Genomic DNA, 19,993 nt, shown 5'->3' with positions numbered 1-19,993 from the left:
ATGTTTTGTAATGAGCATGTCAATACTACCCTAATGTTCGTCGCCATGAAAGACACTCGTTCTTAGGCTATAATGCGGCAATTGATATAATCTGAAAATACCATGCAAAAAACTTCTTTTAGAAATCACCGGGTTGAGCGATTCAGCTCACGACAAGTCACTAAGCAGCGTAAAGAAAACCAGCCAAAACGCGTGGTTTTGTTCAATAAACCCTACGATGTTTTGCCACAATTTACTGACGAGGCTGGCAGAAGCACGTTAAAAGATTTTATTCCCTTGCCGGGAATTTATGCGGCGGGCCGACTCGACCGGGACAGCGAAGGGCTTTTGGTGCTGACCAATGACGGCGCACTGCAGGCGCGGTTAACGCAACCCGGTAAGCGTACCGGGAAAATTTATTACGTCCAGGTTGAAGGCGAGCCGACAGCAGAAGCGCTGGACGCCCTGCGTACCGGAGTAACGCTCAATGATGGCCCCACGCTACCCGCAGGCATTGAGGTAGTAGAGGAACCCGTATGGCTGTGGCCGAGAAATCCGCCGATTCGGGAGCGGAAAAATATCCCCACCACCTGGCTGAAAGTCACCTTATATGAAGGCCGCAACCGCCAGGTTCGCCGTATGACAGCACATGTTGGATATCCTACGCTGCGTCTCATTCGCTATGCTATGGGGGATTACACGCTGGAAAATCTCGCTAACGGCGAGTGGCGGGAGCTCTAGCATCAGGCCTTTACAGCGCCATTAACAAGGAAGAATGAAAGAAATGGACAAACGACTCATCGCGCCACTCATTCTGTGTGCCGTATCGCCATTGGGTTATGCCGCGCAGAATTGTGAGGCGGCAGCAGGTATCGCAGCAGGCGCGGCTGATTATCTCTATGAAACCGCTCAGGTAAAAACAACCTCCCGACTACACTTCAACTCCGCACCAGATGTTGAATGTCAGCTCCCTGCTTTCCTGGTCAACGGCAATACGGTAGAGGTGTTAAGAGAAGCGCGATCGGCCCAATCAGCAGACGCTCCCGTTCATACTTTTCGCTATGTTCGATACCGTGATGCCAAAGGCATGTTCGCCACAGGCTGGGTCGCGGCTGAAGGCCTGGTACCTCTGACGACTCCCTTATCCGTAAATCCGGCCTGTAAGAAATGGGCGCACAAAGAGATGCCGCAACGCGAAAGAATGCCCCCCGTTGCTGATAATCATTATCAGGTTACAGGCAACGATCGCGCCTGGTTTTATACCATGCCAACGGAACAGTGCCGCAGCCAGTCCGTTTTTTTGGTTCCCGGCGACATTATTTCCACACAAGAGCAGTCAAAAGATGACTTTATTGAAGCGGTTTATTACACCGCCGATCGCCATATCGTACGCGGCTGGTTGAAAAAGTCACAACTCCAGCCTTTAAACAGCGGTGATAACTACCGCTATGATATCAATCCATTATCGACAGACGAAGCTACACGAGTCGCGACCCTCAGCCTTCGCCCGGACTATCAATGCATTTTTTATGAAAGCTGGAATGCTAAAAAGGCCATTGAGATTATCGTACGCGAGGATCATCAAACTGCATTGTGTCGCGGAGGGGCCGACCCACAAACGTCGCCTCCTGTGGCTTATATCAGTATCGACAAGACCAGCGGTGAAATTAGTTGGCCAGATGTTGCCGAAGGTTTTGCTGAGGAATAAGGGGGAAACATGTTCAAACCGCACGTCACGGTCGCCTGCATTGTGCATGCAGAAGATAAATTCTTAGTCGTTGAAGAAACGATCAATGGCAAGGCCTTGTGGAATCAACCCGCAGGACACCTGGAAGCCGACGAAACGCTGGTGCAAGCCGCAGCACGCGAACTATGGGAAGAAACGGGCATTAAAGCACAGCCACAGCATTTTGTTCGTATGCATCAATGGATTGCACCGGACAGAACGCCCTTCTTGCGTTTTCTTTTCTCTATCGAGCTTGCCAATATGTGCGCTACTGAACCCCATGACAGCGATATTGATTGCTGTCGTTGGGTCAGCGCAGAAGAGATTTTCTCTGCGCCAAACCTGCGTTCGCCGTTGGTTGCAGAGAGTATTCGCTGTTATCAGAGCGGCCAGCGCTACCCGCTGTCCATGATCGGTGAATTTAACTGGCCGTTTACAGAGGGTGTCAAGTAAAGGGCTGCGTGCTAGAATATGCCGCCTTGAAGTTCAATGTTGTGAGTATTCCTATGTCTGAAAGCCCAAAAAAAGTGATCGTCGGCATGTCCGGCGGTGTCGATTCCTCCGTTTCTGCCTGGCTGTTACAACAACAGGGCTATCAGGTAGAAGGCCTGTTCATGAAGAACTGGGAAGAGGACGATGGCGAGGAATACTGCACAGCGGCCGCCGACCTTGCGGATGCACAGGCTGTCTGTGACAAACTCGGCATTGAACTGCATACCGTCAACTTTGCCGCAGAATACTGGGACAACGTCTTTGAACTGTTCCTTGAAGAGTACAAAGCGGGCCGTACGCCGAACCCGGATATTCTGTGTAATAAAGAAATTAAGTTTAAAGCCTTCCTTGAGTTTGCCGCCGAAGATTTAGGTGCCGATTACATCGCCACCGGTCACTACGTGCGTCGCGCAGATGTCGACGGCAAAAGTCGCCTGCTGCGTGGGCTCGATGGTAATAAAGACCAAAGTTATTTCCTCTATACGCTCGGCCATGAGCAAATCGCGCAAAGCCTGTTCCCGGTCGGTGAACTGGAAAAACCGCAGGTGCGTAAAATTGCCGAAGACCTTGGTCTGATTACGGCCAAGAAAAAAGACTCCACCGGCATCTGCTTCATTGGTGAACGTAAGTTCCGCGAATTTCTTGGTCGCTACCTGCCGGCTCAGCCAGGCAAAATCATCACCGTTGATGGTGAAGAGATTGGCCAGCATCAGGGGCTGATGTACCACACTCTGGGTCAGCGTAAAGGTCTGGGTATTGGCGGAACGAAAGAAGGGACAGAAGATCCATGGTATGTGGTGGATAAAGACGTTGAGAACAACATTCTGGTTGTCGCTCAGGGCCATGAACATCCACGTCTGATGTCTGTTGGCCTGGTGGCGCAACAGCTGCATTGGGTCGATCGCGAACCGTTCACTGGTACCATGCGCTGTACGGTGAAAACCCGCTATCGTCAGACCGACATTCCGTGCACCGTTAAAGCACTGGATGCTGAGCGTATTGAAGTCATTTTCGACGAGCCAGTCGCGGCGGTTACGCCGGGTCAGTCGGCTGTCTTTTACAATGGCGAAGTGTGCCTCGGCGGCGGCATTATCGAACAACGATTGCCTCTGCCGGTATAATTACTTACACATTTGATACAAGGAAGCAGTGAACGTGGCAAAGAATTATTATGACATCACCCTCGCCCTGGCAGGCATTTGCCAGTCGGCACGCCTGGTGCAGGAACTGGCGCACCAGGGGCATTGTGATGCCGATGCATTACACGTTTCACTGAACAGTGTCATCGACATGAATCCCAGCTCTACGCTGGGCGTGTTTGGCGGCAGCGAGGCCAACCTGCGTTTGGGGCTGGAAACAATGCTCGGCGTACTTAACGCCAGCAGTCGCCAGGGACTGAACGCTGAACTCACTCGTTACACGCTAAGCCTGATGGTGCTGGAGCGTAAGCTGTCAGCGGCCAAGGGCGCTATGGACACGCTGGGAGACCGTATCAGCGGCTTGCAGCGCCAGCTTGACCATTTTGATTTGCAGTCAGAAACGTTGATGAGTGCGATGGCTGGCATTTATGTTGACGTCATCAGCCCACTCGGCCCGCGTATTCAGGTCACGGGTTCCCCGGCCATCCTTCAGAGCCCACAGGTACAGGCTAAAGTACGCGCTTCGCTGCTGGCTGGCATCCGCGCTGCCGTGCTCTGGCATCAGGTTGGTGGAGGCCGTCTGCAACTCATGTTTTCTCGTAATCGCCTGACGACTCAGGCAAAACAAATTCTTGCTCATTTAACCCCGGAGTTGTGATCTATGGAATTATCCTCACTGACCGCCGTTTCCCCTGTCGATGGACGCTACGGCGATAAAGTCAGCGCGCTGCGCGGGATTTTCAGCGAATACGGTTTGCTGAAATTCCGCGTACAGGTTGAAGTACGCTGGCTGCAAAAACTGGCCGCGCACGCAGCGATCAAGGAAGTTCCTGCTTTTGCTGCCGACGCAATCGGTTACCTTGATGCGATCGTCGCTAACTTCAATGAAGAAGATGCTGCGCGTATCAAAACCATTGAGCGTACGACCAACCATGACGTGAAGGCAGTTGAGTATTTCCTGAAAGAAAAAGTGGCGGATATCCCGGAACTGCACGCCGTTTCCGAGTTTATCCACTTCGCATGCACCTCAGAAGACATCAACAACCTGTCTCACGCGCTGATGCTGAAAACCGCACGCGACGAAGTGGTTCTGCCGTACTGGCGTCAACTGATTGATGGCATCACCGCGCTTTCAGTTGAATATCGCGATATTCCTCTGCTCTCCCGTACTCACGGCCAACCTGCCACCCCATCAACAATGGGCAAAGAGATGGCAAACGTGGCGTACCGCATGGAGCGTCAGTATCGCCAGCTCAACCAGGTTGAAATTCTTGGTAAAATCAACGGTGCCGTGGGTAACTATAACGCCCACATTGCCGCTTACCCGGAAGTAGACTGGCATCAGTTTAGCGAAGAATTCGTCACCTCGCTGGGTATCCAGTGGAACCCCTACACCACGCAGATTGAGCCGCACGACTACATTGCCGAGCTGTTTGATTGCATCGCCCGCTTTAACACCATTCTGATCGATTTCGATCGCGACGTCTGGGGTTACATTGCATTGGGTCACTTCAAGCAGAAAACTGTCGCGGGTGAAATCGGTTCTTCCACCATGCCGCATAAAGTTAACCCCATCGACTTCGAAAACTCCGAAGGTAATCTGGGTCTGTCCAATGCGGTTCTGCAGCACCTGGCGAGTAAACTGCCGGTTTCCCGCTGGCAGCGTGATCTGACAGACTCTACCGTTCTGCGTAACCTGGGTGTGGGTATCGGCTATGCGCTGATCGCCTATCAGTCCACGCTGAAGGGCGTGAGCAAACTGGAAGTGAACCGCGATCATCTGCTGGATGAACTGGATCATAACTGGGAAGTTCTGGCAGAGCCGATTCAGACCGTGATGCGTCGCTACGGTATTGAGAAGCCATATGAGAAGTTGAAAGAACTGACCCGCGGCAAGCGCGTTGACGCCGAAGGTATGAAGCAGTTTATCGATGGTCTGGCACTGCCGGAAGAAGAGAAAACTCGCCTGAAAGCAATGACGCCTGCCAATTATATTGGTCGCGCCATCACCATGGTTGATGAACTGAAGTAATCAGCAACTCCCCAGATGCTGAACAGAAGCCGGATAAGCGTAAGCGATTCCGGCTTTTTATCACCCGCAACATTATCCCTTCCCCCGGTTTATTAAATGTTTATCCCCACAGCCACATAATCAGCGTTAGACTATAAAATTGATTTTAAAAATTCAGAAAATACAGTTAATTACCATAAAATCAAGCAGTTAATAAAAAATCGTTTTGGACAATCTCGGTCAATATGGGTCATTTCATCGCCCCAAACCATGCCCCTAACTGATTTTTGCCCCCAAATTTGCCCCTATTTAAGGGGCTTCCCCGAGCATAGTGGAAAACCTTTTCAGTACGCCATGATCAGCCTCCCGTAGTGTAACATCACACTTCCACTGACTGTCCTTGCAGAGGCCGGAAGATATCCTGCATCAGGAGTTTTGTAGAATCCCACTGGGAGGAAAAACAGGTTAAGAAAATACCAACTTAAAATATAAAGATTGATGAGAGTGCTTTTTTGAGACTAAATAGTGGTTACAGGCATGATTTTGTTTCGAACTTCGTTATGGCTGATGGGAGTGTACCTTGCAAATTCGACTAATGGATGAAGCTTCTTTGAGCATGTGGGTTGGGCTTCGAAGTCAGCTATGGCCAGACCATAGCTATGAAAATCATATTCTGGATGGCCAACACATTTTATCTTGTCCCGATAAATATGTTTCATTCCTGGCACTAAATAACCAGAGTCAGGCAATAGCGTTTGCCGATGCCGCGGTTCGCCATGATTATGTGAATGGTTGTGAAAGCAGTCCGGTGGTTTATCTTGAAGGGATTTTTGTTATTCCTGAGCAGAGAGGCCATGGCGTTGCCAAACTACTGGTTGCAGCCGTACAGGATTGGGGAGTGGCGAAAGGTTGCACCGAGATGGCAAGCGATGCGTCTTTAGATAACCATATATCCTATCAAATGCATCAGGCTTTAGGCTTTGAAGAAACCGAACGCGTGGTATTTTTCAGAAAAAGAATAGCTGGTTAAAAGTCGCCACCACAAAAGGGGAAGGCCTGTACTTAAATAATATCAATGAGAGGGGTTATGTTCATTGAACTGGTTTACGACAACGGACATGTTGAAGGTTGAGTTGGTGCCAGACAGCTCATTTTGCCCGAACTAACGAAGCGAGTGTGCCAGATTCTCCCTGATGCAGATTCTAAGGTTGAACTAATGCAGATTAACGGTTTGAATAGCGATGTCAGCAAATGCGACCAGGAAAAGCTGAACCGTATGCTGGAGGATATGTCTGAAGAGGCTGATATGTGGCTGTTTTCAGATTAAACGCCTTGAACGGCCATATTGCTTAAATTGTATTAATTCATACCTGATCTGGCACTCTTATGGCACAGAGCGAAACCTAATCTGACAGTCCGCTGTGTGCCATTAGCGGAGGTTGTCAATAACAAGTCTTAGTTGAACAACGGGGAGCTGGTCAGTATTTCTGCTCATCACTTTCGCAGACCAAACCGTATATAATTATGAGGGAATAAAGGTTTAATCATTATTTTATCATTAAAAATAAATAGGTTAGGTGATATGGCGATGACGTCGTAGATATTATCGACAATGAGTTGTAGATGGGTTCTGAACACGGGTACATTCGCATCATCCGCTATGACAAATACAGTTTCATTGCCTAAACCGCCCCCGTTAAACATATCATGACTAAGTTCATAATCGCTGAAGTCCATTTCCGACCATCTGAGATTACCGCTATGCCATGGATATTGATGAAAAATATCCATTATCGCGCTCAAATCATCCCCTTCCACAACATTAAAATCTGTCTTGAGCAGTTCCTTACATTCCTCAAACAATGTCATGTCCACTCCCTTTATGCTTTATGGCTGTATCTTTTATCATAACCTCCCTGGAGGATTGTCTAAAGGGATTACGAACTTCTGCTCCTCGCTCAAAGCGGACTGTCGGTTTGAGTCTGAGTTAGTACACTTGCATACAATTCACCGCGACTCGAAATCATTCAATATTCGCACTATCGAACGTTCGCCAGTTCGCCGCCGCCCGTTCTTGCATACGACGAAGCGGTGGCACCTTATCAACTGGCTTTAGTATCCGGGAGTGGGGGCCATTCCGGCTTTGAGGTATCTACTCGATTAAGCAAGACACGGCATTTTTTCCACGCCAGTAAAAGTTCCACTTCCGCTTTAGTTGCAATATCCAGATCAACTGCATCCTGTAAAGGTGCGATTTTTGAAGCTGCCAGAGCAAGAAGGCTTTCTTTTTGCTGTGTCGCCTGCGTAATCTGCGCTGTTTTTTCTGCGTCAGCATCATGCACCCATTTTTTTCCATCCCATTTAACAAAATGGCCTTCGGGCGCAATGGAAACAACATCATCCGGTAGTGCGCCTAACTGATTAATTGTGGTTGCTTCCCCCGAGTGGATGCTGTAGACAATTTTCCCGCGATGGTCTTCAACCAGTGACCATTTAGTAGAATCAGAATTAAATACTGCAATAAATCCCTCCGGTGCTGACGGTGGGGCAATATCTGTACTGAAAGCAGGCAATCCGGTATTTGCCGGAATATAACCATCACCCTGACCGATAAATTCATTCGTCGAAGATGAAAGGTTATAGATTGTAATTACCCGGTTTGAATCAGTCATTTTAAAAGCCATTATGCAAGCCTCACTAAATAATTAAATGCGGTATTTTTTACGGTGTTTTCTGCATGACCAGACGGCGAAACGGTCACGCCGTGGCTGTGCGCACCAATGTAGACAGAGTGGGCATGCGCTCCGATTCCTACAATGTGGTCGTGCGCACCAATACCAACAGAATGAGCATGCGCCCCACCTGCATAAGTTCCCTGAGTTCCCACCCCGCCAGCCCACTGACCACCGGCACCGACTTTCGCTGCCTGCTGGGAGGTGTTGAGAAAATAAACATCTAACGAGTGGGCGTGTTCGCCTCCGCTGTTTGTTGATTTCGTGCCATAGTCAAAAGCCGAAACAGATTTATTACCGTAATCAAATCCCGTTGTATCGCGGTTTCCGAGGTCGGTAGCTGCGACCGTTGCGCCGTGGTCGTGTGACTTAATGCCGTCCAGCTCCTGAGACAGGACAGCACGACCATCAGGTTTGCCCTTAATCATCTGGCCACGCATATCAGGAATAACACCCGTTGGATATGCCACAGCAAGTAATGGGTAGGCAGATTTATTAAACGCCTGCCCCTGCATAAGCACATGGTTTGCAGGCGGTATATCCGAAGGCCATGGTATGGGGGCGCCTACGGGGTAATACTCATAAGGAGGATTTGCCGTGTTAAAATCCCTGCGCCAGCCTGGCAGGTAACCATCGCCATGATTGAGGTAGGTAAACTGGGCAGAGGGCGTTCCATTTCCTGCGGTGGTAGTTGGCGTGGTGACACGAATAGTCATCGCGCCACGCACTCCCATAACCTCAACTACTGAACCAGCAAGACTGATATTCCCGCACCCGGTATCAGTAATCACCCTGTTATCTGCGTATGACCAGGAACCTTTACATACCCAATACGGATGGTTAAACACCCCCTGGGATTCGAGCCAGACGATAAACTCCGCTGTTGTCCAGTTACCGCCCCCACCAATGCTTACCGTTCCGCTGAAAGCACGTGCAGCTCCGATGTTTCTTACAAACCAGTCAGGTTGTGGTACATCCGCGCCATTCTGTTTTTTTTGCAGCGATCCGGCAGCGCGATTTATCGTTTCTACTAAACCAAAGTATTGGAGAAGACCTGCTACATCTTTTCCACTCAGATTTGTCAACGTACCATCAAGGGGTTGCTTACCCGCTAACGCATTAAGTATCGTCGTTGCAAAGTTGGGATCATTGTTTAATGCATTAGCTAACTCAGCCAGGGTGTCCAGGGCTTCCGGGGATGAGCCAACCAGCGCTGCAACAGCTGCGTGAACAAACTCAGCATTAACAATTTGTTGGTTGTTAATGGTCAGTGGTGGAGTGGGAGTGATTGGCGTTCCCGTCAGTTCAGGGCTGTCCAGCGGGGCTTTTAGGTTCGTCAGATCTTTGACTTTTTTAACGGCTTTCGGTGTCGCTGCAAGGGCTTCACTGTCGCTGTCGTCATCGCTGCTTAACTGCACAAGCCCTTTCTGCGTTGTGCTGGCATCTCCCAGCTTCAGACTTTCAGCAATATCCCTCGCTTCATCACGATATCCCTGTGAGGCTTCAACTGCACTTTCAGCACCAGTCATCGCGGCTTCCGCGCGCTGAGTATCATCGGCTACAGCAGCTTTCAGTTGCGCCGAAACCTTGCCGGCAGCTTTCTCTGCAGCGTCTGTCGCAGCTGTTTCAGCGGCTTCCACTGCCTCGTTCCGGGAAGTCAACGCATCATCTTTGGCCTGTTCTGCGCGGTTGGCACTCTCAGTGGCTGCATTTTTCTGATTCTCAGCCGTTTCGGCTGACTGCAGGGCTGATGCTTCACTTGAAGATGCCGATTTAGCACTGGCTGATGCCGCAGCCTCTGATTTAGCAGCCTTTTCGCCGGACTCTCTGGCATGCTGTTCACTCAGAGCCGCAGCTGCCGCGCTGTTATTACCCTGCTCTGCAGCCTGCGTGGCCGTGAGGGCGCTTTCACGCGCTGAGGCTTCAGATGCGGCTGCATTGCCGGCATGCTCACCTGCTGTTTGTGCTGACGCTGCTGCGCTGCCGGCACTTCCCGCAGCAGACTGTGCCGAAACTCCCACTTCCTCCTGCGCTTTCTGTGCCGTCTCAGCGGCGATTTTAGCCTGACCGGCCTGCTCCGTCGCTGTCTGTGCAGACTTTGCCGCACTATCAGCATCCGCTGCACTGGCCAGAACATCCTGTGCTGTCTGTCGGGCATTATCGGCAGCTGAGCGGGCTGACGCATCAGCAGCATCTGCAGAGAGTGCCGCCTGCCGCTGTGACTCTGCCGATGCCGTTGCAGACAATACCGCTGAATCCTTACTTTGTTCCGCTGACTGTGCGGCCTGTTCGGCGCGTTCTCGATCCTTCTCTGTTGCACCGCTCAAATCCACTACGCGGTTTACCATTTCCTCAAAGCGTTTCATCACCTCCGGACGCAGGTCCGCGTCCTTCGGCGCATCGAGAAACGCATTCAGGGTATCCGGCGCATCGGTCGGAACCACGTAAATGTCACCGGCCACGGAGGGAGGAAAACCTTCCCGCAGCAGTGACACACTGTAATAACCCGGTTCAGCCTCAATGCTGTAGTGGCCACTCGCGTCGGTGACAGTGGATGAAACCACCTCCACAACAACTGTCGGGCTGGTTTTCTTAGCGCTCAACTGAATGGTGCAGTCCTGTACGGGTTTTCCCGCACCATCTCTGAGAATGCCTGATATGAGTACCGGCATAGTACCTCCATAAAAAAACCGCCCGGAGGCGGTTCTGTCATTAACTTATTGTTATCCCGGCTGATGACTTTTTCGTCACAATAACCAGCAGGTCACTGATTCTGGAATGTGGCCAGCCGCTGTCGTTGCCGCGAGTACTGACGCTGAAGCTCAGCGTCATCCTTCCGCTCCCGGCTGGCATATCCAGTGTTTGCGAAAAAACGGCCGGTACACCTATGCTTGTCTGGTTGTATATCTCCACCCCGTTTTTCCTGACAATCAGCGTACAGGCATCCCATACATCATTACTGGTCTGGCTTTCATACGCTGCTCCCTGAAAGGCAATAGCAGGAATGGAAACCTGTCGGTCAAAAGACTGATCATCGTCAATCACGACTGTCAACGTCCCGTTGGCGTACCGTTTTTCACCTGTGTTGGGTATACGGAAGTAAGGAAACTCCCTGCCCGCTGCCTTAACAATATCCCCAAGAATGCGCTCGGCCCGGAGCGTCCCCTTGATGGTGCAGTTTTCCTCAATCGTCACATTGTTGAGAGCACCAGAGTTCGCGCTGATATGGCCGCTGATATCCGCATTACGGGCGGTCAGTTTGCCGTCAGGTGTCAGCATAAAGGTCGGCGGGTTACCGCCGCTGGTGATGCTCGGCGCTGTCAGATATTTGAGGAATACCTCGTTCATAAATATCTGGTCACCCTGCATCACGAAGGCGGGAGTTTCATTGCCATTCGCCGGATTGATAAACGCGATACGGTCAGCGGCCACCAGAAACTGGCTCACCTTTCCCTCTTCCGTGTCCTCCATACTCAGGCCCAGACCAGCCACATAGTGCTTCCCGTCTTCGGTCTGCTCTATCTTCACTCCCCACATGGCATTCCATTTGCCGTTCGCGTCCTGCCATTCTTTCGAAAACTCATCCAGCTGGCTGGCGTTGTCTTCCGTCAGCTCCACCTTCTCCAGCAGTTCTTTCCCTAGGTGGCTTTCGGTGATTTCCCCTTTGAAGAAATCCAGGTAGCCCGCCGCATCATTGCTGGCCTGGCCTTTAGCCTCCACGAACGCCGATTTCCCGACCTGGTTCACAGCCCGGATATAGAAGTAATAATCCTTGCCGGGTTTGATACCGCTGCTGGCCGCAATCCAGTACAGCGCCGTGCCGAGATAACACGCATCGGTTTCCACCTGGCGGATATCGGCAATCTGCGTATCCGTAAACCAGAACTCATACTGCACCGTAGGGTCGTATACCGCCTGGCGCGGGGTGGCGGTTATCTGGAAATAGCCGGGGGTCAGCTCAACATAAGACGGTACAGCCGGCGCGGCGATGCTGAAATCCGTGCTGGCGGGGTCGCCCTGCTGGCCCTGGCTGTTCACTGCCCGGACCGTCAGGGTGTAACGCCCCGGCGTCAAGTTGCGGAAGGTGTGCTCCGTTTCGCTCAGGGTCAGGCTGCTGGTCAGGCGGTCGCTGTTATCTTCCGCTTTCACCGTCAGACGCAGAGAGAAGTTAACGCCTTTCACCACGCGCGGCGTATCCCAGCGCGCCCGCGCCTGATACTGCCCGTCCTCTGCCAGAATCTCCGTGGTGAGATGCTGCACGGCGGGCGGTGTGTTCGTGATGCTGGTTCCGGGCAACGGATCAAACTTCGCCCCGTTGTCCACGATGCTCTCTTTCTCCGGAACATGCTGCACGGCGGTGATGGCATACGTCCCGTCATCGTTCTCCCGTATAGCCACGCAGCGGAACAGGCGCTGGCGCAGGGTCGGCAGTTTCAGCCCCCACACGCTGTACGCCGCCCCCCCTTCGGGCAACTGGCTGACGGTCACACGGTCCGGGGCGGGGTGCGCGGTGATCGAGACGGTAACAGGCTGGCCATCGCTGCCCACCAGGTTCAGCACCACATTGCCGCCTGCGGGTATCTCCACCTCACGGTCCAGCGTAAGCGTCCGGGACAGGCTGTCGACCGACAGGACGCGTCCGCCCACGGTCACGCCGGCATAATCACTGTCGCAGACCTCGATGATATCGCCGGGTACATGTCGCAGCCCCTCAGCCCCTACGGAAAAATCCACCGTCTGCGTTTCCAGCAATTCGGTGGTGATAGCCCACAGTCCGGCGCGGTGCGCCTGCCCCCGGCTGGTACAGGCGAATGCATCCATCTTCAGCACGTTGCGACCGTAGCGCCGGATGGCAGCATCGTTTTCCACCAGTTCGGTGGATGTTTCCCAGCCGTTGTCCGGGTCGGTGTAACGGACCTCAGCGGCATTGTGGCGCTCTTTCAGGGCGCTGAAGCTGTAGACGAACGGCGCACCGTCAGCAGGCATCACCACATTACTCTGCGTATAGGTCCAGACTTTATCTGCGGGGCGGTCCTGCACAAACGTCAGGGTACTGCCGTTCCAGACCGGCATGCAGCGCATCAGGGAACAGAAATCCCCCAGCACGTCCCACGCCTTACGCTGGTCCGTCAGATACGCATTGCAGGTGATGCGCGGCTCTGTCCCGCCGAAGCCATCCGGTACGGACTGATCACAATATTGCGCGATGGCGTACAGCGCCCACTTGTCCACATCGGCAACACCAATGCGACTTCCCATGCCATAGCGCGGGTGGGTCAGCATATCCAGCACACACCAGGCCGGATTGTCTGTCCAGGCGGGTTTAAACGTCCCGTCCCACAGCCCGGAATACGTCCGTTTTACCGGATCATAATTCGACGGCACCTGTACGATACGCCCGCGCAGGAGATAGTTTCGCGTGACCTGCTGGCTGCCAAACTGCTCCGCGTCCACTTTTACCCCGATAACGGCGGTGTTCGGGTAGCGCTGTTTCACATCGATGATTTCGGTATAACCCGACCATACCGTTTTGTTCTGCAGCAGGTCTGACGTGCTGTCATCGGTGAGACGCAGCATGCGGACTTCAAACGGGCGCGGCGGCAAATTATCAATCACCACGGACGCCAGAAACTGCGTGGTCGTTTTCCCCGTAATGGTGATATCCCGTTCCACCTGCCACTGGCCATCCCGGCGAAACTGGATCAGTATCTGTACACTGGAAGGATTACGATCGCCTTTGGTGCTGGTACTGACCAGCGACTGCACACCAAAGGTAAAGCGCAGGCGGTCCAGCGTTTTAGTGGTAATGGTGCGGGTCACAGGCTCTGACTTCTTCACCTCCACATTCAGCAGGGTTTCCGCACCGGAGTCTTCGAACCCCTCCATCGCGGTCTGCTCATCCTCCCCCACGCGGTAAACCACAGTGACACCGTGAACCATCGCATTACCGTCGCTGTCGAGGACCGGCGTTTTGTTAATTCTGACACTTTTCAGCCCGTCCACCGGACCTTCAATCGGTCCCTCGCAGATGGCATCAACAACGGTCAGCATCTGGCTGGATTTCAGGTCGTCAGGAGCCTCATGCGGCGTTTTACTGCTGCCACCACCCTTACCCATAATCTGTTCCCTCTGAAACGAAAAAACCGCCCGGAGGCGGTTCTGTGCAAATATAAATATGCTGCAATAATGTCAGCGACCGATGATCACCACCTGCCCGCCGCCACCTTCATCCCGTGTGCTGATTTCCTGGGAAATTGTGCGGGAGCCGACCAGCATTTCACCGTACAACACCGGCAGGGCATTACCCTGTGCCACCATGTTGTCCAGTGACGAAAAATACGTGTTCTGTTTGCCGTTATCGGTCTGCCTGGACGAGGGGATTTTTGCCTGCGGCGTCAGCATCTGCGCCACACCGCCCAGCATCATCGCTGCCCCCATAGAAAACAGGATCGAGGATGCCGAAATAGCACCGGCAGATAACGCGGATCCCCACAGAGCGAGGCTTCCCCCCGCCGTAAAAAATGATGCGCCGATTGCCACAGCACCCAGCACCACCTGGAACAGACCACCGGATTTTGCCCCTGCCATACGCGGGACAATATGAATAATGGCCCCGTCCGGCAGCGGCTCATGCAGACGGGCTGACAGGCTGGTTTCATCCACATCCAGACCTGCAATGCGTATCTGATACCAGCCATCATTCATTTTCTGCCGAAACCCCGGAACCTGCATGGCCAGCGCGTAAATAGCCTCGGCCCCCGTTTTTATACTGAGGCTGAAGCGGCGACCAAATCGTTGTAAATCCCCGTGAAGGCAGACTCGAGCCATGCCCGGTGTCGCCATATCGAGTGTGTGCGGCGTTGCCATTTGTCGGTATACCTCTCGCGTTTACTGAGCTGATCAGGAATATGGTGCAACAGCTCGCCATTGCCGCAGTAAATCGCGGCATGGTTGGCAACCGATGAACCAAAGCAACAAATCAGAATGTCTCCGGGCTGGGCCTCTGTGGCATTCACCCGGTAAAAGCCGGTCGCGGCCAGATTATCCAGATACAGATTATCTCCCTGCTTCCACCAGTCCTCCTTCCGCACAAAATCCGGCATCTCAATCCCCGCCAGATGGTACGCATCGCGGAACAGGGTGTAACAGTCCGTCACGCCATGCTCAAATGCCCGCCCTGTGAGGAATGGCACGCAGCGAAATTTGTATATCCGGTCATCGCAGACCAGCCACCACGGCAGGCCACTCTGCACCTGCAGGCGGCGATCAACATCGCTGAGAAACGGCTGACCATCGGGATGGCTGTGTACCAGGGCCACCACATCACCTGCCGCCTGTGCATGAAGGTAATCTGCCGGATCCATACGGAAATACAGGGTCGGTTCAGCGGAAAGATTCTGGCAGGGAAAATACCGCACCCCGGCAGACGTGTTCACCACCCAGCCGCACGATTCAGCCGGCGCGCATGCAGCGGCATGCGCCAGGAGTGTTTTTTTCATGGGTGTACCTGTCAGGAAAGACGGTTAATGGAGAGGAAGCAGCCGATGCGCGGCAGGTTATTACGCAGCTCGCAGCCGGTACGGCATTTGCTGCAGGCATCTTTTGCCGGGTCTGCCGTGGGCTTGTCAAACTCATCCGCCACAGGCGGCCCGGCATAGCCACACTCCTGCGAACGGTAGGTCCAGTTGCAGACATCAGCCAGCATGATCCGCGCCGGAAACACGCTGCCGTCCGTTTCGGTCGGTGTGGCCAGCACGAAGGTTGCCGTGGTGGCTTTCAGCTCCGACAGCTGTTCTATCATCCAGCGGCTGACCACTTCCTGTTCCGGGTCGGCCTCCGGATTGTCGCCTGTAAAGTTCACCGCATCGAGAAAACGGGCGTATACCACGCGCCTTACCACCGTGGCCCCCACCAGGCTCTGCACATCTTCTGCGAGTCCCGTGACCATGCCAAACAGGTTCGACACCGCCAGCGTCGGTCGGGCAGATGTCCCTTTCCCTACAAGGTCGAATCCGGTTCCCTGTATCGGGTAAACGTCATACTTCCGGCCCTGCCAGGTGACCGGCTCGCCCTTCTCATTCAGTTCATTTGAAAAATAGTAACGCTGGCCACCAAAAGCCGTCAGGTCGATTTCCCACAAATCAATACGGGCAGACTGCTCGGTTTTCGTGGTTTCGTTGAGGGTGTTCTGAGGAATATCCTGCATAAGGATCCTTAAGCAATAACCTGCTCAAATTTACAGCTGAAATCAGAATACGTGACGTTGTCCGTAACAGACCATTCCCGGCAGACAACTTTAATCGTGCGGTTGTATTTTGGCGGTCGCCACAGAAAGGCTTTATATCCTCCGTGCTCCGCCAGAAACGCTTCAAGTGCGGTGCGGGAATTGTCCGACGTGATACGGAAAACAGGCTGGAAATTAATTAACTGATGGTTAAGTCCGGTCGGGCGACGTTGCTCATAGCCATCCCCAAATTTAATGGTTGTCACCGAAGGGGAAACAGAAGACTGCATCCCCTCCCTGGGTGCCCAATGAAAGGTTTTCACTTATCCTCCCGCCAGCATGCCGCCATCGCGGCCCTGAGTTCTCAGGATACTCATGACACGCGTGTCGACCATTTTGACCAGCATCTGCGATGCCTGCGGCCCTATCTGCCCGTTTTGCCCGTCATTCTGAATGGTAATGTGATACTCAGGTGAATAAACAATCCCACCATTCATACCACCACCAGAGGAACCCGGGTCACCCAGCGCCCTGACACCCAGCGTACCGTCAGTCGTTTTCGCCAGAGGCATAATGGCTTCCGGACCCGCTTCACCAAACACACCTGCTCCCTTTGCAAAAGCAAACAGGGTCGGGCTGTCATAGATGCCGTTGCTGTAGGCACTTAATGAGGGCGAATCATAGACACCGCCTTTCGCATTAAAGCTAAAACTGCTCCCAAAACTGCTGATGGCCGTGCCGGTACTCGCGGTAGCTGCGCCGCCAAAAAGACTGCCGCCGATGCCCATAATGGATTTCAGAATGGTGTTGGTAATCAGCGCCTGCGCCGCCATATCGACAAGGTTTTTAATCACCGACTGAGTCATGGAGGCAAACAACCCGATCATCCCGTCCCGGAGTGTCTGCGTACCGTTCAGCATACCGGTAAGCATGTTGGAGGTTCGCTCCTGAGTGGTTTCCATCAGGCCGATAGCAAGGCTGTTCAGATTCCCCTGCGACTTATACAGCTCCACCGCCGTCTGGTACTGTGCATCCGCAGAATCCTTGTCAGCCTTTTGCTTCAGCAGTTCGTACTGCTCTTTGTTGATCGCATCGTTCTGGTAAAAAGCCAGCAGCAGTGACTGACGTTCAGTCAGCTGATTACGCAATTCAACAAGAGGATCAACCGTGCCGGCGATATCAATCAGAGGGGCAAACATTGCCGCTGCCTGTGCCTGTAACAGTTCGCGGGCCGTACTTTGCGCCAGCGTAATTCTGGCCGTCTGGTATTCCTTTTCATCCAGAAGACGGGCATTCAGGAGTGATTTCAGCTCCTGACTCGCTTCGCGCTCTTTCGTCAGAGAGGCTCTGGCCGGCGCATACTGTTCTGCCAGTTCGAGGCGCTGTTTCTGATAATTTTCAGCATTCAGCAGCAGCGTCTTCTGAATATCAGCTTCACTGGCTCCGTCCGCGCGGGCGGCTTCAAGGAGTTTTCTGGCGCTTTCCTGCTCCTGCAGGTTGATACGTCCGAGACTTGAGGCATGCGCCGCTTCAATTTCACGCCGCAGTTGCTCATACTGGTTAACCTTCGCCTTTTGCCCCTTACCAGTATCCCCGCCTTCCCCGGTCCAGGGGGTATCGGGTTTATCGCTCCCTGTTTCATTCCCCGGTTTATCCGGCTTAGGTGTGGGATCAGTTTTCCCTGATTTAGCCTGTTCTATGGCCTCTTTGACAATTTTTTGCCGCTCCTTGAGGAGTTTTAACCCTTGTTCAACGGCATCCAGATCCCCTTTGTAGCGGGTTTTATCGTTCTTTACGCCTTTAAGCTGTCCGAACGGGTCGAAGCCGCTCAACCCATCAATACGACTGTCCGCATCCTGAATTTCTTTAATCAGTTTATTTCGCTGAATAACCTGATTCTCAAACTGTTCATCAATGTCCAGTTGCTTCACGTTGAGCTGGTTAAGCGACAGTTTTTTAAGTTCTTCATTCGTTTCAACGACAGCATTTTTCAGGTCAATCGCTGACTGACGGGCATTCTTCGCCTGATTATGGAAATAGAGCAACGCCGAACCTGCCAGCATCGCCGCCCCCACCGGACCGCCAACAAGTGCCAGCGCCCCTCTGGCCATACCTACTGCTGCAGAGGCTGCGCGGGCTGAAACGGAAAGCTGTTTATTGGCAGCATTCAGCTGGCTCTTTGCCTGGGTGGAGAGCAGTGTCTGCTCGGTTTCCTGCCGGATTAAGCGGTTAAATTCGCTCTGATAGCTGACATTCAGATTATGAAGTCTTGCTGACTTCTCCATTTCCCGATAACGCCCGAATTCTGCGTTATTCTGTGCCAGCGTGGCGGCGGTACTTTCCAGCGTTTTTCGCGCCATATCGGCCTGCGCCATCGCGCTGGCCCTGACTGCCTGCTGCTGCTCCACCCAGGCACCGATGTTCCCCCTGATACCTGCTGTCAGTTTTGTCGCAAGAGCAGGAATCAGCGTATACAGCGCAACGTTGGCGACCGTATTAAAATTATCCGTCAGGCCATTAATGGCATCGGTAACGGTCTGAACACCACTACGCAGCGGACCGTTTCCGCTCTGTCCCACCTTAATAATCAGACCTTCAAAAGCCGAAGTCAGGCTGAGGAGATCGCCGTTGAGATTATTTACCCTGATTTCAGCCTGCTCATGCGCGGTCTGCGTACCGGTCAGAGCGGCGGTCAGCGACTCCACCTTTTCGCGGTTCTGCACAAGGATGGATGCCGCGCTGAGGTTTTCCACCCCGAACAGCTTCACGGCCTGCTTTGTTGACAGGTTTTTCCCGGCCAGGTTCTCCAGCGCCTGACTCAGCCCGACAACAGAAGGCTTCAGGGTTTTATCAGTTCCCTTCTCCAGATTCAGGATCACGTTACGCAGCGCGATCCCGGCCTCGCCGCCTTTCACTTCGCGCTCCGCCAGCACCTGTATGGCGGCGTTGAGGGTTTCAAAACCCACGCCAGCCTGTGCCGCTGCCACCCCGCCATTTTTAATCGCAGCAGCCGTGTCGGCTATCTCCGACGAGCCAAATTTCGCGCCAGCAGCCAGTACGTTGATATACCGGTCGGCTTCACTGGCTCCCGCACCAAACTGGTTTAACGACAGCGCCAGCGTTCGGGTGGCATCCGGAAGCGTCGTCCCTGCCGCCTGGGCCAGCGTTAACGCGCTTTTGGTCGCCGCCGTCAGCCCCGCAGAGGTACTCAGCAGTTCAGGCTTTGCCGATGCCATCAGCTTAATGGCCTCAGCAGCCTGTGATGCGCTGTATTCCGTTGTGCGGCCCATTTCCTGCGCCGCCTGATCGTACAGTTTCATCTGCGCACTGGTGGCACCGGTGATGGCCTGCAAATCCGACAACGACTGGCTGTATTGCCGCGTGGTGCTGATAATAGTGCCCAGCGATAACCCCGCTCCGGCAAAACCTGCCAGCCGGCCAACCAGCCCCGATACCGAAGCAGAAACACGCTTATAGGCATCCTCTGTCTTTTTCGCATCAGCCTGGGCATTGCGGTTAAACTGGCGTGACTGACTCTCAGCGCTGCCGTAGGCGCTCATCAGCTGCGATTTAAAGTTCGCTGCATTCAGATGCAGCCCAACGGCAAGAGAGGCAACGTCACCCATTACATTAATACCTTCATGACTGCCGCACACTGCGCATCCAGACTCTGGTTCGCTGCTGCGGGTG

At 53.2% G+C, this 19,993-nt stretch carries 16 protein-coding genes and 1 pseudogene; 8 read left to right on the top strand and 9 right to left on the bottom strand.

Annotated features, from left to right (window positions below; genetic code table 11):
- Positions 1-102: 102 nt before the first annotated feature.
- From rluE to OGV89_RS21440, 8 genes and pseudogenes are all read left to right on the top strand, one after another.
- Positions 103-720, top strand: a complete 618-nt coding sequence (gene rluE / locus OGV89_RS21475; RefSeq protein ID WP_003846701.1) for a 23S rRNA pseudouridine(2457) synthase RluE — start codon at positions 103-105, stop codon at positions 718-720.
- Between the two features lie 34 nt (positions 721-754).
- Positions 755-1,687, top strand: a complete 933-nt coding sequence (locus OGV89_RS21470; RefSeq protein ID WP_057101692.1) for a hypothetical protein — start codon at positions 755-757, stop codon at positions 1,685-1,687.
- A 9-nt stretch (positions 1,688-1,696) separates the two neighbouring features.
- A complete protein-coding gene (locus tag OGV89_RS21465; protein WP_016150068.1) occupies positions 1,697-2,158 on the top strand; it encodes an NUDIX hydrolase in 462 nt (153 codons plus the stop codon).
- Positions 2,159-2,211: 53 nt separating this feature from the next.
- On the top strand, positions 2,212-3,318 hold the full coding sequence (gene mnmA, locus OGV89_RS21460) for a tRNA 2-thiouridine(34) synthase MnmA (protein ID WP_003832402.1): 1,107 nt from the start codon (positions 2,212-2,214) through the stop codon (positions 3,316-3,318).
- Positions 3,319-3,352: 34 nt separating this feature from the next.
- Positions 3,353-3,994 (top strand): high frequency lysogenization protein HflD, encoded by a 642-nt coding sequence (gene hflD / locus OGV89_RS21455; RefSeq protein WP_003841885.1) that lies wholly within the window; start codon positions 3,353-3,355, stop codon positions 3,992-3,994.
- Positions 3,995-3,997: 3 nt separating this feature from the next.
- The gene (gene purB / locus OGV89_RS21450) at positions 3,998-5,368 is read left to right on the top strand and encodes an adenylosuccinate lyase (RefSeq protein WP_003846707.1); all 1,371 of its coding nucleotides are present in this window, start codon (positions 3,998-4,000) and stop codon (positions 5,366-5,368) included.
- A gap of 559 nt (positions 5,369-5,927) precedes the next feature.
- On the top strand, positions 5,928-6,377 hold the full coding sequence (gene aac(6')-If, locus OGV89_RS21445) for an aminoglycoside N-acetyltransferase AAC(6')-If (RefSeq protein WP_048233550.1): 450 nt from the start codon (positions 5,928-5,930) through the stop codon (positions 6,375-6,377).
- 117 nt (positions 6,378-6,494) lie between these two features.
- Positions 6,495-6,674: pseudogene (locus OGV89_RS21440) on the top strand (DinI-like family protein); the annotation flags it as partial.
- Between the two features lie 167 nt (positions 6,675-6,841).
- Here OGV89_RS21440 and OGV89_RS21435 read toward each other — a convergent pair.
- From OGV89_RS21435 to OGV89_RS21395, 9 genes are all read right to left on the bottom strand, one after another.
- A complete protein-coding gene (locus OGV89_RS21435) occupies positions 6,842-7,216 on the bottom strand; it encodes a CDI toxin immunity protein (protein ID WP_016150400.1) in 375 nt (124 codons plus the stop codon).
- A gap of 233 nt (positions 7,217-7,449) precedes the next feature.
- Positions 7,450-8,031, bottom strand: a complete 582-nt coding sequence (locus tag OGV89_RS21430; protein WP_048233548.1) for a tail fiber assembly protein — start codon at positions 8,029-8,031, stop codon at positions 7,450-7,452.
- Complete coding sequence (locus OGV89_RS21425; protein WP_048233547.1) at positions 8,031-10,751, bottom strand: phage tail protein; 2,721 nt, start codon at positions 10,749-10,751, stop codon at positions 8,031-8,033. The genes OGV89_RS21430 and OGV89_RS21425 overlap by 1 nt, the downstream gene beginning before the upstream one ends.
- A 40-nt stretch (positions 10,752-10,791) precedes the next feature.
- Complete coding sequence (gpJ, locus tag OGV89_RS21420; protein WP_048233545.1) at positions 10,792-14,196, bottom strand: phage attachment tail tip protein J; 3,405 nt, start codon at positions 14,194-14,196, stop codon at positions 10,792-10,794.
- 72 nt (positions 14,197-14,268) lie between these two features.
- Positions 14,269-14,946, bottom strand: a complete 678-nt coding sequence (locus OGV89_RS21415) for a tail assembly protein (RefSeq protein ID WP_181523319.1) — start codon at positions 14,944-14,946, stop codon at positions 14,269-14,271.
- A complete protein-coding gene (locus tag OGV89_RS21410; protein ID WP_048233544.1) occupies positions 14,844-15,578 on the bottom strand; it encodes a C40 family peptidase in 735 nt (244 codons plus the stop codon). Before OGV89_RS21410 ends, OGV89_RS21415 begins: the two co-directional genes overlap by 103 nt.
- A gap of 11 nt (positions 15,579-15,589) precedes the next feature.
- The gene (locus OGV89_RS21405) at positions 15,590-16,285 is read right to left on the bottom strand and encodes a phage minor tail protein L (protein WP_048233543.1); all 696 of its coding nucleotides are present in this window, start codon (positions 16,283-16,285) and stop codon (positions 15,590-15,592) included.
- Positions 16,286-16,293: 8 nt separating this feature from the next.
- Positions 16,294-16,626 (bottom strand): phage tail protein, encoded by a 333-nt coding sequence (locus OGV89_RS21400; RefSeq protein ID WP_032949490.1) that lies wholly within the window; start codon positions 16,624-16,626, stop codon positions 16,294-16,296.
- Positions 16,627-19,929 (bottom strand): phage tail tape measure protein, encoded by a 3,303-nt coding sequence (locus tag OGV89_RS21395; protein WP_286559284.1) that lies wholly within the window; start codon positions 19,927-19,929, stop codon positions 16,627-16,629.
- Between the last annotated feature and the right edge of the window lie 64 nt (positions 19,930-19,993).

It is taken from the genome of Citrobacter sp. Cf125 (genome assembly GCF_030333935.1).
In the GTDB taxonomy this organism is placed as follows: Bacteria; Pseudomonadota; Gammaproteobacteria; order Enterobacterales; family Enterobacteriaceae; genus Citrobacter; species Citrobacter freundii.
Note: the sequence above shows the minus strand (reverse complement) of the source record. Positions and strands in the feature narration are given on the sequence as shown.

Bases quoted from the DNA above. Each gene is read 5' to 3' on its own strand.
- rluE (WP_003846701.1), top strand. From the start codon at position 103: ATGCAAAAAACTTCTTTTAGAAATCACCGGGTTGAGCGATTCAGCTCA.
- OGV89_RS21470 (WP_057101692.1), top strand. From the start codon at position 755: ATGAAAGAAATGGACAAACGACTCATCGCGCCACTCATTCTGTGTGCC.
- OGV89_RS21465 (WP_016150068.1), top strand. From the start codon at position 1,697: ATGTTCAAACCGCACGTCACGGTCGCCTGCATTGTGCATGCAGAAGAT.
- mnmA (WP_003832402.1), top strand. From the start codon at position 2,212: ATGTCTGAAAGCCCAAAAAAAGTGATCGTCGGCATGTCCGGCGGTGTC.
- purB (WP_003846707.1), top strand. From the start codon at position 3,998: ATGGAATTATCCTCACTGACCGCCGTTTCCCCTGTCGATGGACGCTAC.
- OGV89_RS21435 (WP_016150400.1), bottom strand. From the start codon at position 7,216: ATGACATTGTTTGAGGAATGTAAGGAACTGCTCAAGACAGATTTTAAT.
- OGV89_RS21430 (WP_048233548.1), bottom strand. From the start codon at position 8,031: ATGGCTTTTAAAATGACTGATTCAAACCGGGTAATTACAATCTATAAC.
- OGV89_RS21425 (WP_048233547.1), bottom strand. From the start codon at position 10,751: ATGCCGGTACTCATATCAGGCATTCTCAGAGATGGTGCGGGAAAACCC.
- gpJ (WP_048233545.1), bottom strand. From the start codon at position 14,196: ATGGGTAAGGGTGGTGGCAGCAGTAAAACGCCGCATGAGGCTCCTGAC.
- OGV89_RS21415 (WP_181523319.1), bottom strand. From the start codon at position 14,946: ATGGCAACGCCGCACACACTCGATATGGCGACACCGGGCATGGCTCGA.
- OGV89_RS21410 (WP_048233544.1), bottom strand. From the start codon at position 15,578: ATGAAAAAAACACTCCTGGCGCATGCCGCTGCATGCGCGCCGGCTGAA.
- OGV89_RS21405 (WP_048233543.1), bottom strand. From the start codon at position 16,285: ATGCAGGATATTCCTCAGAACACCCTCAACGAAACCACGAAAACCGAG.
- OGV89_RS21395 (WP_286559284.1), bottom strand. From the start codon at position 19,929: ATGGGTGACGTTGCCTCTCTTGCCGTTGGGCTGCATCTGAATGCAGCG.